General features: G+C 72.2%; 12 protein-coding genes. 10 read left to right on the plus strand and 2 right to left on the minus strand.

Going from position 1 to position 14,678, the window contains the following annotated elements; genetic code table 11:
- Positions 1–70 precede the first annotated feature (70 nt).
- On the minus strand, positions 71–790 hold the full coding sequence (locus ACSMXO_RS08145) for a siderophore-interacting protein (protein ID WP_455417262.1): 720 nt from the start codon (positions 788–790) through the stop codon (positions 71–73).
- Between the two features lie 166 nt (positions 791–956).
- On the opposite strand from ACSMXO_RS08145, the gene ACSMXO_RS08150 reads away from it, so the two are divergent.
- From ACSMXO_RS08150 to ACSMXO_RS08170, 5 genes are all read left to right on the plus strand, one after another.
- Positions 957–1,565, plus strand: coding sequence for a TetR/AcrR family transcriptional regulator (locus ACSMXO_RS08150; RefSeq protein WP_455417263.1), 609 nt, complete (start codon positions 957–959; stop codon positions 1,563–1,565).
- 104 nt (positions 1,566–1,669) lie between these two features.
- Positions 1,670–2,140, plus strand: coding sequence for a hypothetical protein (locus ACSMXO_RS08155; protein ID WP_455417264.1), 471 nt, complete (start codon positions 1,670–1,672; stop codon positions 2,138–2,140).
- A 40-nt stretch (positions 2,141–2,180) separates the two neighbouring features.
- Positions 2,181–3,056: an alpha/beta fold hydrolase gene (locus ACSMXO_RS08160; protein ID WP_346256216.1), complete on the plus strand. Its 876-nt coding sequence runs from the start codon at positions 2,181–2,183 to the stop codon at positions 3,054–3,056.
- A gap of 101 nt (positions 3,057–3,157) precedes the next feature.
- Positions 3,158–3,526, plus strand: coding sequence for a GntR family transcriptional regulator (locus ACSMXO_RS08165; RefSeq protein WP_455417265.1), 369 nt, complete (start codon positions 3,158–3,160; stop codon positions 3,524–3,526).
- Positions 3,523–4,557, plus strand: coding sequence for a hypothetical protein (locus ACSMXO_RS08170; protein ID WP_455417266.1), 1,035 nt, complete (start codon positions 3,523–3,525; stop codon positions 4,555–4,557). Before ACSMXO_RS08165 ends, ACSMXO_RS08170 begins: the two co-directional genes overlap by 4 nt.
- A 53-nt stretch (positions 4,558–4,610) precedes the next feature.
- Here ACSMXO_RS08170 and ilvD read toward each other — a convergent pair whose 3' ends face one another.
- Entirely contained in the window at positions 4,611–6,458 is a 1,848-nt protein-coding gene (ilvD, locus tag ACSMXO_RS08175) for a dihydroxy-acid dehydratase (protein WP_455417267.1), read from the minus strand.
- Between the two features lie 294 nt (positions 6,459–6,752).
- Here ilvD and ACSMXO_RS08180 point away from each other — a divergent pair, with 294 nt between their 5' ends.
- From ACSMXO_RS08180 to mpgS, 5 genes are all read left to right on the plus strand, one after another.
- Positions 6,753–9,071: a putative bifunctional diguanylate cyclase/phosphodiesterase gene (locus tag ACSMXO_RS08180; protein WP_455419193.1), complete on the plus strand. Its 2,319-nt coding sequence runs from the start codon at positions 6,753–6,755 to the stop codon at positions 9,069–9,071.
- 253 nt (positions 9,072–9,324) lie between these two features.
- Positions 9,325–11,262 (plus strand): acetolactate synthase large subunit, encoded by a 1,938-nt coding sequence (locus ACSMXO_RS08185; RefSeq protein ID WP_455417268.1) that lies wholly within the window; start codon positions 9,325–9,327, stop codon positions 11,260–11,262.
- A gap of 90 nt (positions 11,263–11,352) precedes the next feature.
- On the plus strand, positions 11,353–11,868 hold the full coding sequence (gene ilvN / locus ACSMXO_RS08190; RefSeq protein WP_101370234.1) for an acetolactate synthase small subunit: 516 nt from the start codon (positions 11,353–11,355) through the stop codon (positions 11,866–11,868).
- Between the two features lie 70 nt (positions 11,869–11,938).
- Entirely contained in the window at positions 11,939–12,952 is a 1,014-nt protein-coding gene (gene ilvC / locus ACSMXO_RS08195) for a ketol-acid reductoisomerase (RefSeq protein WP_346256221.1), read from the plus strand.
- Between the two features lie 204 nt (positions 12,953–13,156).
- The gene (gene mpgS / locus ACSMXO_RS08200) at positions 13,157–14,401 is read left to right on the plus strand and encodes a mannosyl-3-phosphoglycerate synthase (protein ID WP_455417269.1); all 1,245 of its coding nucleotides are present in this window, start codon (positions 13,157–13,159) and stop codon (positions 14,399–14,401) included.
- Positions 14,402–14,678 lie beyond the last annotated feature (277 nt).

Here is a 14,678-nt window from a genome sequence, read left to right on the forward strand (position 1 = left end):
ATCCACCCGGTCGGCACGGTTCACCCGGTCGGTCCGGGCGGTGATCGGACAGAATCTCCGGCCTGGGTCCTCAGTCGAGGCCCCGCCGCCCCGGAGCCCAGAACGGCTTGACCACGATCTGGCGCCGGGACCAGCCCCGGTCCCGGACCAGATGGTCCCGGACGGCCTGACAGGTGCGGGCCTCGCCGGCCAGGTAGGCGGTGCCCGGCTCGCCGGGCAGGTCGAGTGCGCGCACCGCCGGGAGCAGCGTTCCGCTGTCGGCCGGGTCGGCGTCGCCCCGGTAGACCCAGTGGAGTTGCCGCCCGGCGGGCAGCGGTACCTCTCCGCCGGGGCGGTCGGTGACCAGCACGCCGTACGCCGGAGTCCGGGCGGGCAGCGCCCGCAGCATGGCCCCGAAGGCGACGGCGGCGGTCTCGTCGCCGACGAACAGGTGGTACGCCGACTCCCGCAGGGTCAGCCGACCCTCGGGACGGGACAGGCTGATCGACTGACCCGGCCGGGCGTTACGCGCCCAGGACGCGCCCGGCCCGTCGCCGTGGTCGAGTACGCCGAGGTCGAGGCTGCCCCGGTCGCGGTCCAGTGCCCAGACCGAGTAGCTGCGCCGGGCGTCTCCGGGGCGGCGCAGCCAGTCGCGTGGCGGCGTGACGTTGACGCGTACGTGCTGGCCGGGGAGCCACGGGACGGTCCGGAGCCGGTCGCCGGTGACGCGCAGCCGGCGCATCCGGTGGGTCACCGGCTCCACCTCTTCCACGACGCCGGACAGGAAGAGCAGGTCGGCGGGGCTTTTCATCTCGATCCTCTCTGGCCGCCCGGAATGGAACCGGGCGGTGACCGGATGGACGGGCTCGGCGAGGCGCGGCCGGCGAGCGTTAACTGACCGACTGTCGGTCGGTAACGGTGGACCCAACCTACCGACCGCTGGTCGGTTGTCAAGGCCGGCGTTAGGCTCCGGCGCTATGAGCGGCACCAGAGCGACGGCACGGCGGCCCCGCGCGGCCCGGGCACCGGCCGAACGACCGGCACAGATCCTGGACGCGGCGGCCCGGGTGCTGCTCCGGGACGGTGTCGAGGCGACCATCGACGGCATCGCCGCCGAGGCCGGCCTCGGCAAGGGCACCGTCTACGAGTACTTCGGCTCCAAGGCCCAGGTCTTCACCGCGTTGCGGAACCGCTGCAACGAGCAGATCCTGGCCGCCGGTGCCGCGGCGGTCTCGGCCGCACCGGACGCACCAGCCTTCGACCGGGTACGCCGGTTCGTCGCCGGGATGGTGGAGTTCGGGGTGGCGAACGCCGCCCTGATCGGGGTGCTGTTCCACGAGGCCGGCATCGAGGAGCGCGACGAACTCGGGCCGATCCGGGCCGGCCTGCTGGACCTGGTCGAGCGGGGGGTGCGCGGCGGCGAGCTGGCGGTCGAGGACCCCGCCTTCACGGTCGAATTCCTGCTGCACGGGCTGCACGGGGTGCTGGAGGGCGCCCTGGCGGGCGGCCTGGACGCCGGCCCGCTGCTCGACCGGGTGGACGGGGTGCTCGTCGCGCTGCTCAATCCGGTCCGCGCGCAGACCTGACCGGGGTCCGCGCACCGGGCCTGCTGCCGGTGACCGGGCGGTCGAGCAGTACTTGACAGTGCTCGTCAAGTACTTGACACTGAACGTCAAGTGAGGAGGGTGGCGTGCCGCCGACCCATGGCGAACTCGTCGAGCAACTTCTCCGGACGATGGACGTCCGGTTGCTCGATCCGCTGGAGATCCTGCTGGACGGGGACGACGTGGTCGACGCGCTGCGTACGGTGGTGCGGGTTCGGGCCGAGGCGTGGGCTCACCGGCTGGTCGACGGCGACGACCGGGAGGCGGTCGGCACCGCGATGCGGATCGTCTCGACGCTCTATCCCGGCGACGGCCCGTTCGAGCCCCCGCTCGACTGGTGGCGCAGCCCGCTGGGCCAGGTCGTCGCGCGCCGGGTCGGGCACCCCACCGCCGACTCGGTGACGTACGCGGTGGCCGGGGCGATGCTCGGGATCACCCGGCAGGGCGTCCACGACCTGGTCAACCGGGGAAAGCTGGTCCGTCATCCGGAAGGCGGTGTGCTGCCCTCCTCCATCCGCGACCGGCTACTGGAGGAAGGACGGCCCCGCCGTGTCTGATTTATCTGCCAGCTCCGAAATATCCATCAACTCTGGCCCGGTGCCGATCGTCGCCCGGGACTTCGGCGGGTCCGGCTCCCCGATGCTGCTGCTGCACGGCGCGGGCGGCAACCTCGTCACCATGTCCGGGCTGGCCGAGGGGCTGCGCCCGGCGCATCGGGTGGTCGCGGTGGACCTGCGCGGACACGGCCGCTCCGGCGACGGCCCGTGGAAGTGGGACGAGGTGCTCGACGACCTCGGTGCCGTCGCCGACGAGCTGGAGTTGACCCGCCCGTCGGTGGTCGGCATGTCGCTGGGCGGCATGCTCGCCAGCCTCTGGGCGGCCCGCCATCCCGACTGCCCCGGCGCGGTCAGCCTGGACGGCAACCCCACACCGAGCCGGCCGGAGGACCTCGCCGGCCTGGAGCCGGACCGGGCGGCGGCCGAACTCGCCCGGCTCCGCGAGGTCTTCGCCGGGATGTCCGCCGCGACGGCTCGGCCGCTCACCGCCGAGCAGGTCGCGGCGGCGGTTGCCGGACAGCGGGCCATGGCCCGTGGGTACGGCTCAGCCGAGGAGGTCTGGGTGGAGGCGTTCCGGCGCAACCTGGTGCCGGTGGACGGCGACACGAGCCGGCTGCGCCCCGATCCAGGGCTCACCGAGGAGTTGCGACTGGCCATGGAGTCGCTGGACCTCGTCCCGGTCTACCGCGACGTCCGCTGCCCGCTGCTGCTGGTGCTGGCCACGGTGGACATGCCCGAACAGCGCCCCTTCCACGACCTGTACGCCGCGCACCGGCGTCGGGTCCTGGAGCGGTTGGCGGCGGTCCGGGACAACCCGTGGCTGGAGGTGCGCGAACTCGACGGCGCCAGCCACGCCATGGTGGCCGAGCGCCCCGGCGAACTGGCCGAACTGATCACCCAGTTCCTCCGCCGGTAACCCGCCCGCCTCCTCCGGTCCGGACCCGAACGTCCCGTGCGTGGTGCCGGTCCGGCGTACGTGCTTGCGGATAGTGCCACTTGTTCTAGTAGAATGCGAACATGTTGTTTCGGGTGGCACCGGGCAGCGGCGTACCGCTGGCCGAGCAGATCGCCGGCAACGTGCGCCGGGCACTGAGCGACGGCGCACTCAGCCCGGGAGACCGGCTGCCGGCCGCGCGGGAGTTGGCCGGCACGCTCGACGTGAACATGCACACCGTGCTCCGGGCGTACGCGGTGCTGCGCGAGGAGGGGCTGATCGAGCTTCGCCGAGGCCGGGGCGCGGTGGTGACCGGTCAGGTCCCGCACGAGCGGGCCCGGGTGATCGAGTCGGTACGGGAGTTGGTGACGGCTGCCCGCCGGGCCGGCGTCGGCCTGGACGAGGCTGTCGTGCTGCTGCGGCAGCAGTATTCGAGAGAGGTGAGCCCATGAGGAGCGTCCGGTGGATGATCGGCAGCGGTCTGCTGCCCGCGGCCCTGGTCGGCGGTGCGGCGGCGGTGACACTGGCCTGGCGGAGCCGCCTCCCGGAGAGCCTGCCCAACTCCGGCGGCGTCGGTGACCGGCCGATGCTCAGCACGATCGGTGTCGACACCCTGGCCGGAGTGCTGCTCGGCGCCGCGCTCGCGGTCTGGGTGACCGGGTTGCTGGTCTTCGCGCTGACCCGCCGGCTCTCCTTCATCGGGCGGCACTGGCTTCGGCTCGGCGCCCAGGTCGCGGTGAACGGCACCGCCGCGGCCAGCGGCACGGTGCTGCTGATGATGCTCGGTGCCGCGCTGGACGCGCCGACGGCCGCCGACGTACGCCTCTCCTGGGGCTACTTCGCCGCGCTGATGGCGCTGCCGATGGTGGCCGCGGCGGTCGCCGGACTGCTGGCGTACCTGCTGGCCGGGGCGGCGCCCCCGGCGTCACCCGGCACCGGGTCCCCGACCCTGACCCGGGCGGCGGTCGGGCCCGACGTCCCGGAGCGGACCGTCGCGGCCGGGCCGGTGCTGGCGGCCGGGACCGACGAGCGGCTGCTCTGGTGGGAGTTCCGGGCACTGCGCCCGATGCTCTGGACGACCGGGGCGCTGGCCCTCACCGGGGTGCTGATGGTCGCCGTCCTGGTGCCGCTGGTCGGCGTCGCCGGCTGGGCCGGTGCCGCACCGATGGTCTCGGCCCTGGCGATGCTGCCGTTCACCCGCTACCGGCTGGTCATCGACGGCGAGGCGGTCCGGGTGGCGATCGGTCCGCTGCGACGGCGGGTGCCGATCTCCGCCATCGCCGCCGCCGAGGCGGACCACCTGGCGGTGGAGGACTGGCTGCTCCGCAGCATGCTGCGCGGGTCCACCGCCCGCGACCTGCCGCTGCTGCCCGGCCCGGCGCTGGCGCTCCGGCTGACCGACGGCAGCCGCCGGCTGGTCACCTGCCGGGACGTGTCGACCGCGGTGGCGATGGTGAACACCCTGCGGGCCCGCCGGGCCTGACGCGGCGGCGAGCGCGGGTCACCCGTCGGGGGTGCCCGCGTTCGCCGTCGTGCTCACTCCGGGACGCGCCGGTAGGCGCCGTCGCTGGCCGAGGTCGCCATCGAGGCGTAGGCGCGCAGTGCGGCGGAGACCGGCCGGTCCCGGTCCACCGGCGTGTACGGCCGCTCCCGCTTCTCCTGCGCGATCCGGCGCGCCTCCAGCACCTCCGGGGCCACCGCCAGCTCGATGCTCCGGGCGGGGATGTCGATGACGATCTCGTCGCCGGACTCGACCAGCGCGATCAGCCCGCCACCGGCCGCCTCGGGGGAGACGTGCCCGATGGAGAGCCCGGAGGTGCCGCCGGAGAACCGGCCGTCGGTGATCAGCGCGCACTCCCGGCCGAGGCCGCGTCCCTTGAGGAACGAGGTGGGGTAGAGCATCTCCTGCATCCCCGGCCCGCCCTTCGGGCCCTCGTACCGGATCACCACCACGTCACCGGCGACGACCCGCTTGCCGAGGATCGCGTCGACGGCGGCCTCCTGGGACTCGTAGACCTTGGCCGGGCCCCGGAAGGTGAGGCACTCGGCCGGCACCCCGGCGGTCTTCACCACCGCGCCCTCCGGGGCGAGGTTGCCGTGCAGGATGGCCAGCCCGCCGTCGGCGGTGTAGGCGTGCGCCCGGTCCCGGATGCAGCCCCCGGCCGCGTCGGTGTCCAGGGTGGACCAGCGGTTGGCGGTGGAGAACGGCTCGGTGGTGCGTACCCCGCCGGGGGCGGCGTGGAACAGCTCGATCGCCTCCCGGCTCGCCTTGCCGCCCCGGATGTCCCAGTCGGCCAGCCAGCCGTCCAGGTCGGCCGAGTGCACCGCGTGTACGTCCCGACGCAGCAGCCCGGCCCGGTCCAGCTCACCGAGGATCGCCGGGATGCCGCCGGCCCGGTGCACGTCCTCCATGTGGTATTTCGGGGAGTTCGGCGCGACCTTGGCCAGGCACGGCACCCGGCGGGAGATCTCGTCGATGTCCGCGACGCCGAAGTCCAGCTCCGCCTCGCGGGCCGCGGCCAGCAGGTGCAGCACCGTGTTGGTGGAGCCGCCCATCGCCACGTCCAGGGCGACCGCGTTCTCGAACGCGGCCCGGGAGGCGATCGACCGGGGCAGTACCGAGGCGTCGTCGTCGGCGTACCAGCGGTTGGCGATCTCCACGACGAGCCGGCCGGCCCGCTCGAAGAGGTCCTTGCGGGCGGCGTGGGTGGCCAGCACCGAGCCGTTGCCGGGCAGCGCCAGGCCGATCGCCTCGGTGAGGCAGTTCATCGAGTTGGCGGTGAACATGCCGGAGCAGGAGCCGCAGGTGGGGCAGGCGGAGCGTTCGATCGCGCCGAGCTGGTCGTCGGTGACCGCGTCGTTGGACGAGGCGATCATCGCGTCGATCAGGTCGATCTTGTCGTGCACGATCCCCTCGATCGCCACCGTCTTGCCGGCCTCCATCGGGCCGCCGGAGACGAAGATCGTCGGGATGTTCAGCCGGAGCGCGGCGAGCAGCATCCCGGGCGTGATCTTGTCGCAGTTGGAGATGCAGACCAGGGCGTCCGCGCAGTGCGCGTTGACCATGTATTCGACGGCGTCGGCGATCAGCTCGCGGCTGGGCAGCGAGTAGAGCATCCCGCCGTGCCCCATCGCGATGCCGTCGTCGACCGCGATGGTGTTGAACTCCCGGCCGACACCGCCGGCCTCCGCCACCGCGTCCGCGACCAGCCCGCCGAGGTCCTTGAGGTGGACATGCCCCGGTACGAACTGGGTGAAGCTGTTCGCGATGGCGACGATCGGCTTGCCGAAGTCGTCGTCGGTCATCCCGGTGGCCCGCCACAGCGCGCGGGCGCCGGCCATCGTCCGGCCGTGTGTGGAGGTCTTCGACCGCAGGTCAGGCATTCGACCAGTGTGGCACTCCGGGCCGCGCTCCGCCGCCTTCGCGGTCCGCCGGGTCCAGCCAGCGGGACGACGGCGGGGCCCCGACCCGGTCAGCCTCCGCCGGAGCGGGCCGGCTCGATCTGGCCCGATGATCCCGGTGATGCCCGAATGGGCGGTCTGTGCCTCTGATCGAGGAACCGGCGCGCGCTCCCCCATGGAGTGCGGTCGATCCGGCAGAGTGAACCCGTGCAACTCGTCTCCGGTGCGCCGGCCCTCGCCGTGGCGGCCGGCCTCGCATCCTGCTGCGGGCCGGTCATGCTGGCGTTGTCGGCGCACCGGCACACCGGTGCGCGCCGGACCGGGCACTGGCTGCTCGCGATCGGTGGCGCACTCGCGGCGGCCAGCGCCGCCCTGGGGCTGTTCGCGCTGGTCACCATGACCGAGCACTGGCAGCACGAGCAGGCCCAGCGCGGCGGCCTGGCGACCCTGATCGCGGCGGGGATGGCGGTCAGCGGGGCGCTGCTCTGCGCCGGTCTGCTCCGGTTGCCCGGCGTCGCCGAGACCCCCGCCGCGGCGCTCCGGCTGGTGCTGGACGGGCTGGTGATCGGGGCGGCGCTCTGGTTCGTCGGCTGGGTGCTGCTCACCGACCCGACCCGGGTGCTCGGCGACCTCACCCCGAGCGGCTGCCTGGCCATCCTGGTGGCCACCGTCACGGCCGCGGTGGCGGTCGGGCTGACCTTCATCGTCGGCGCCCGGGCGCGGGCGCCCCGGCGCGGGCTGCTGCTGGCCGGTACCGGCGTGACCGTGGTGACCGGGTCCGGGCTGGCCATCTCGGCCGGGATCTGCCAGGCCGGCCCGGTGGTCGCGCTGGTCGGGGCGGTGCTGCTGCCGATCGGCCTGCTGATGGTCGCGCTGGCCGGTCGGGCACCCGACCCCGCCGGCGGGCCGGACGGCGATGTCATCCGGCGCGGCACCTACGCCGTGCTGCCGATGGTGGCGATGGCCGTCTCCGCCGTCTACCACCTGCTGGTCGGCGGCAGCTTCACGATCCTGGCGGTGGTGGCCGGCATCGTCGAGGGGTTCGGCCTGGTCGCCCGGCAATACCTGGCGCTGGCCGACGTACGGGCCTACGCCGGTCGGCTCGCCGAGCGGGAGGCGCACTTCCGGGAACTGGCGCACACCGACCCGCTGACCGGGCTGGCCAACCGCCGGGGGCTGCTCCGGGCGGTGCAGCAGCAGGCCGACTCGGAGACGCCCTGGGTGCTGCTCGGGCTCGACCTGGACGGCTTCAAGAACGTCAACGACATGCGTGGGCACGATGTCGGCGACGCGGTGCTGATCGAGGTGGGCCGGCGGCTGAAGAGCAACCTGCGCCCCGGCGACCTGGCCGCGCGGCTCGGCGGTGACGAGTTCGCCGTACTGATGCGGGCCCGGCCCGCCGAGGCGCAGCGGATCGCGCAGCGGCTGCTCGGTGTGGTCGGCTCGGCGTACCGGCACGAGGCCGGGTCGGTCTTCCTGTCGGTCAGCATCGGGGTGGCGGACAGCGCCGACGCCGCCGACGTGGAGAGCCTGCTGCGCAACGCCGACCTGGCCCTGCGGTACGCCAAGCAGCGCGGCAAGAACCGCGTCGAGCGGTACGACGTGGCCTACGACAACCTGCTGCGCCGGCGTACCACGCTGGAGCACGAGCTGCGCGGCGCGATCGAGCGGGACGAGCTGCACCTCGCGTTCCAGCCGGTGGTGGCGGTCCCGTCGGTCCGGCCGGTCGGCGCCGAGGCGCTGCTCCGCTGGCACCATCCCGAGCTGGGCAACGTCGGCCCGGACGAGTTCATCCCGCTCGCCGAGGAGTGCGGGATGATCGCCAAGCTCGGTGCCTGGGTGCTGCACCGGGCCTGCCACCAGCTCTCCCTCTGGCTGGCCGCCGGGCACGACGTCTGGGCGTCGGTCAACGTCTCGCCCCGGGAACTGCACGCCCCGGAGTACGTCCTCCAGGTCACCGAGGCGCTGCGCGCCCACCGGGTGCCGCCCCAGCGGCTGGTGCTGGAGGTGACCGAGCACGCCGTGGCGACCGATCTGGACGAGCTGATCCGCCGGCTCCGGGCACTGCGGCTGACCGGGGTACGCATCGCGCTGGACGACTTCGGCGCCGGGTACTCCTCCCTCGGCCAGCTCCGCCGGCTGCCGATCGACATCCTCAAGATCGACCACAGCCTGGTCGCCGGCCCGGAGCCGATCCGGCCACCGGACGGCCGGGCCTTTGCCCCGATGGTGGACGTGGTGATGCGGCTCGGCCACCAGCTCGGGCTGGAGGTGATCGCCGAGGGGGTGACCAACCGGACGGAACTCGCCGCCGTGGTCGAGGCGGGCTGCCGGTTCGGGCAGGGCCAGCTCTTCGGCTGGGGAGTGCCGGCCGAGCATCTGGAGGCGATGCTGGAGGCGGCCAGCCCGCCCGAGGGGAGCGGATCGGAGTCCCGCCCGCAGGGCGACACCAGCACGTCCACCTCCCGGATCGGCGGCAACAACCGCAGCGCGCCCCGGCAGCGCAGACCGAGCGACGGGCCGGTGGACCCGAAAACCGACAGTGCCCAGAATGCGGGATCAGTTGACTCATCGCGTGAGATGCGTCAGGCTTAGCCACATGTCTGCGACCAGGTCCTTCCGAGTACTTATCTGAGCGCACTCTCGACTCCCGAGAGTGCGCAGGCCCCGTGCATCAGCACGAGGGCCGTTTTTATTGGCCACGTATCCCGCGCTGGCGGCGCAGTCGCCCCGGTTGGCGTTCACTCCTGCCGGTTTGTGTGGATCGGCCGCCGGCCGAGGCGGCCCGCCCGCACCGCACCGTACATCTGGAAAAGATCACTGCTCCGAGCCGAAGGCCTGAATAGCCATGACGAGACCCACACCCGAGACCCTGGCCAACAGCGCGCGGCGCCACCGGTCCGCCGCTGCCGAGGGGAGCAACGACCCCTCCGACCAGTTCCCCCGCCGACTCCGCCCGGGTGCCCAGCCGGCCGCTGACCAGGCCGGCCAGCTCGCCGAGCCGGTCCGGGCGGCCGGAACCGGGCAGGTGGTAGCACCGGTCCGGGTCTCCGGGGCCGGTTCGCTGGTGAAGTCGCTGGAGGCGCTCGGCGTCGATGTCGCGTTCGGCATCCCGGGCGGGGCGATCCTGCCGGCGTACGACCCGCTCTACGACTCGTCGGTGCGGCACATCCTGGTCCGCCACGAGCAGGGCGCCGGGCACGCCGCCACCGGGTACGCGCAGGCCACCGGCCGGGTCGGGGTCTGCATCGCCACCTCCGGGCCGGGCGCGACGAACCTGGTCACGCCGATCGCGGACGCATACATGGACTCGGTGCCGATGGTGGCGATCACCGGTCAGGTGGCCCGGCCGGCGATCGGCACGGACGCCTTCCAGGAGGCGGACATCCAGGGCATCACCCTGCCGATCACCAAGCACAACTTCCTGGTGCAGACCGCCGAGGAGATCCCGCGGATCCTGGCCGAGGCGTTCCACCTGGCCGCCACCGGCCGGCCCGGCCCGGTGCTGGTCGACATCCCCAAGGACGTGCTCCAGGCGCAGACCACCTTCAACTGGCCGCCCACCCTGGACCTGCCGGGCTACCGGCCGACCCTGCACCCGCACGGCAAGCAGATCCGCGAGGCGGCCCGGCTGATGACCACGGCCCGCCGCCCGGTGCTCTACGTCGGCGGCGGCGTGCTCAAGGCCGGTGCCACCGACGGGCTGCGCAAGCTGGCCGAGCTGACCGGCATCCCGGTGCTGACCACGCTGATGGCCCGGGGCGCCTTCCCGGACTCGCACCCGCAGCACCTCGGCATGCCCGGCATGCACGGCACGGTCGCCGCGGTCTACGCCCTGCAGAAGTCGGACCTGATCGTGGCGCTGGGGGCCCGGTTCGACGACCGGGTGACCGGCAAGCTGGACTCGTTCGCCCCGGGGGCGGCGGTCGTGCACGCCGACATCGACCCGGCGGAGATCGGCAAGAACCGCGCCGCCGACGTGCCGATCGTCGGCGACGCGAAGTACGTGATCGACGAGCTGATCGAGGCGGTCCGGGCGGCCACCGCCGGCCAGACCGCCGCGATCGACCGGACCGAGTGGTGGGCGCAGTTGAACGACCTGCGCGAGCGGTACCCGCTCGGCTACGACGAGCCGACCGACGGCACCCTGGCCCCGCAGTACGTGATCGAGCGGCTGGGCGCGATCGCCGGCCCGGAGGCGATCTACGTGGCCGGGGTCGGCCAGCACCAGATGTGGGCGGCGCAGTTCGTCTCGTACGAGAAGCCGTACACCTGGCTCAACTCCGGCGGCCTGGGCACCATGGGGTACGCCGTGCCGGCGGCGATGGGCGCCAAGGTCGGCAAGCCGGACACGGTGGTCTGGGGCATCGACGGCGACGGCTGCTTCCAGATGACCAACCAGGAGCTGGCGACCTGCGCCCTGGAGGGGATCCCGGTCAAGATCGCCGTGATCAACAACGGCAACCTGGGCATGGTCCGGCAGTGGCAGACGCTCTTCTACGGCGAGCGCTACTCCAACACCGAACTGGGCACCCACAAGCACCGCATCCCGGATTTCGTCAAGCTGGCCGAGGCGCTGGGCTGCGTCGGGCTGCGCTGCGAGAGCAAGGCCGACGTGGACAAGACCATCAAGGCCGCGATGGAGATCAACGACGCGCCGGTGGTGGTCGACTTCGTGGTCGGCAAGGACGCCATGGTCTGGCCGATGGTGGCCGCCGGCACCAGCAACGACGAGATCATGTTCGCCCGTGGGGTCCGCCCCGCCTTCGACGACGACGAGCTGTGAGGCCGGAGCGATGAGCGAGCGTAGTGAGCGAATCAGTCAACTCAGTGCGATTGTGCCTCATGACGGCACGGAGCGAAGCGGAGTGCCGGCATGAGCAAGCACACCCTGTCCGTGCTGGTGGAGAACAAGCCCGGTGTCCTGGCCCGGGTGAGTGGGCTCTTCTCCCGCCGGGGCTTCAACATCGACTCGCTGGCGGTCGGTGAGACGGAGAACCCGGACGTCTCCCGGATCACCATCGTGGTCAACGCCGAGACCTCGCCGCTGGAGCAGGTCACCAAGCAGCTCAACAAGCTGGTCAACGTACTCAAGATCGTCGAGCTGGACCCGGGCGTCTCGGTGGCCCGGGAGCTGGTGCTGGTCAAGGTCCGGGCCGACCGCTCGCAGCGGGCCCAGGTGCTGGAGACGGTGAACCTGTTCCGGGCCAGGGTGGTGGACGTCGCGCCGGACACCCTCACGATCGAGGCGACCGGCACCGCTGACAAGCTGGACGCGCTGCTGCGCGATCTCGAACCGTTCGGAATCAAGGAAATGGTGCAGTCGGGTCTGGTGGCCATCGGGCGGGGCTCCCGTTCGATCACCACCGGTTCGGCGCTGCGGGCCGCCTGAGCACGGCGGACCCCGCATAACGATTGGCAACGGCGGGCCCGGCCGGGTCGCGCCGCAGGAGAGGAAAGTCATGACCGCTGAGGTGTTCTACGACGACGACGCCGACCTGGGGCTCATCCAGAGCAAGAAGGTCGCGGTGCTCGGGTACGGCAGCCAGGGCCACGCCCACGCGCTGTCGCTGCGCGACTCGGGCGTCGACGTGGTGATCGGTCTGCCGGAGGGTTCCAAGAGCCGGGCCAAGGCGCAGGAGCAGGGCCTTCGGGTGCTGACCCCGGCCGAGGCGTCGGCCGAGGCCGACGTGATCATGGTATTGGCGCCGGACACCGCGCAGCGGTCGCTCTACGCCGAGGCCATCGCGCCGCACCTGACCGCGGGCAAGGCGCTGTTCTTCGGCCACGGCCTGAACATCCGGTACGGCTTCATCACTCCGCCGGCCGACGTCGACGTGGCGATGGTCGCCCCGAAGGGCCCGGGTCACCTGGTCCGCCGGCAGTACGTCGACGGCAAGGGCGTGCCCTGCCTGGTCGCGGTGGAGCAGGACGCCACCGGCACCGCCTTCCCGCTCGCGCTCGCCTACACCAAGGCGATCGGCGGCACCCGGGCCGGTGCGATCCGCACCACCTTCAAGGAGGAGACCGAGACCGACCTCTTCGGCGAGCAGGCGGTGCTCTGCGGCGGCGCCTCCGCGCTGGTGCAGACCGGTTTCGAGGTGCTCACCGAGGCCGGGTACGCGCCCGAGGTGGCGTACTTCGAGTGCCTGCACGAGCTGAAGCTGATCGTCGACCTGATGTACGAGGGCGGCATCGCCCGGATGCGCTACAGCGTCTCCGACACCGCCGAGTACGGCGACTACTCGCGCGGCCCGCGGGTGGTCGACGCCAGGGTCAAGGACGAGATGCGGAAGATCCTCTCCGAGATCCAGTCCGGCGAGTTCGCCCGGGAGTGGATCGCCGAGGACGACGCGGGCCGGCCCAACTTCACCAAGTGGCGGGCCGAGGGCGCGGCGCACCCGATCGAGGAGACCGGCAAGAAGCTGCGCGGCATGATGAGCTGGGTCGACCGTCCGATCACCGAGACGGCCTGACGTGGTGGTCGCTCCGGGCCGGTGAGCGTACCGGCCCGGAGCGGCACCGGCACGTGGTGGAGATCAATGTCGTTACCGGATCTTCCCCCCGGCGAGTTACCGGATCATTGCCATTCGGAGTCCAATCGCTACCCCGACCGTTGTCGTCAGGAAATGGTCGGCGGTTACGGGCGGTTAATGCGTCCGCTCGGGTACTGTCGCCGCATGCGTCTGGAGCAATCGCACCGCACCGAGCGTTTCGGCGCCGTCCGTATCCACGAACTCCAGCGTGTCATACAGCTGGACTCGGGAGACGCCACGGGGACCACCGGCGAGGGGATCGTCTCGCAGGCGGCGATGCGCGCGATCGAGCGGCAGATGGTCATCGTCATTCCCTGTATGAATGAGACACGCAGAGTAATCGAAGGCGTGCTCTCGGGGATTCCGCACGACTGCCTGATCGTGCTGGTCTCGAACAGCGCCCGACATCCGGTCGATCGCTACGACATGGAAGCGCAGACCCTGGAGCAGTACTGCCGGGCGACCGAGCGGCCGGCGATCATGGTGCACCAGCGGGATCCGGGGCTGGCTGCCGCCTTCAAGGCCGCCGGCATGCCCGAGCTGATCGACGACGACGGGCTGGTCCGGGCCGGCAAGGGCGAGGCGATGCTGATCGGCATGGCGGTCGCCGCGCTGACCGGTCGCAGGTACCTCGGCTACATCGATGCGGATAACTATGTGCCGGGTGCCGTGCACGAGTACGTCAAGGTGTACGCCGCCGGCCTGCACCTGGCGGCCAACCCGTACGCGATGGTCCGGATCTCCTGGCACTCGAAGCCGAAACTGCGGGACGGGCGGCTCTTCTTCAGCCGGCGCGGCCGGAGTTCCGAGATCACCAACGAGTTCCTGAACCGGCTGGTGGCCGAGTATTCCGGGTTCGGCACCGAGGTGATCGCCACCGGCAATGCCGGCGAACACGCGCTCAGTCTCGACCTCGGGTTGCGGATGCGGCTGGCCGGCGGCTTCGCGGTCGAGCCGTTCGAGTTCGTGGAGTTGTTCGAACAGTTCGGCGGGCTGCTCGACACCGCCCATCCCGAGGTGATGGCGAGTTCCGTTCCGGTACTCCAGATCGAGACCCGCAACCCGCACTTCCACGACAACAAGGGCGAGGACCACGTGCAGGGCATGCGGATGCAGGCGCTGAACGTGCTCTACCACTCGCCGGTCGCGCTGCCCGCGGTCCGCCAGGCGATCCTCGACTTCATGGTCGCCCAGCAGGCGCTCTCGCCCGGCGAGGAGCCGCCCCGGGAGCGGATCTATCCGCCGGTCGGTTCGCTCGACCTGGACCTGCTGCGCGACGTACTGGAGACCGAGGCGGGGACCTTCCGCCAGCTCGGTACCCGGTCGCTGGTCAGCCAGCTCCGGCCGCACCCCGCGCTGCCCGGACCCGAGGTCTTCACCTCGGCCTGAGCCGCCGGCACGCCGTCCCGTCCCGTCCCGTCCCGTCCCGGTCGGCCGCGGCGACGACCAGCGGTTCCGCCGGAGGTTCCGGGATTCGGCGGCGCCGTCGGCGTCGGCGGCACCCGCCCCGCCGGCGTGCCTTGTGAGGGCACTCACGCGGTTCGGCGCCGCACCGTGCGCAGCAGGGCGCCTACGATCGGCAGATAGGTGCGTCCGCACCGTAGGGAAGCACCCGTTTGGCGGAGCGCGGGACGCAGTGCGGCGCCCACGTGGCCGCAGACCTCGC

The sequence above is a fragment of the Plantactinospora sp. DSM 117369 genome (genome assembly GCF_053764795.1).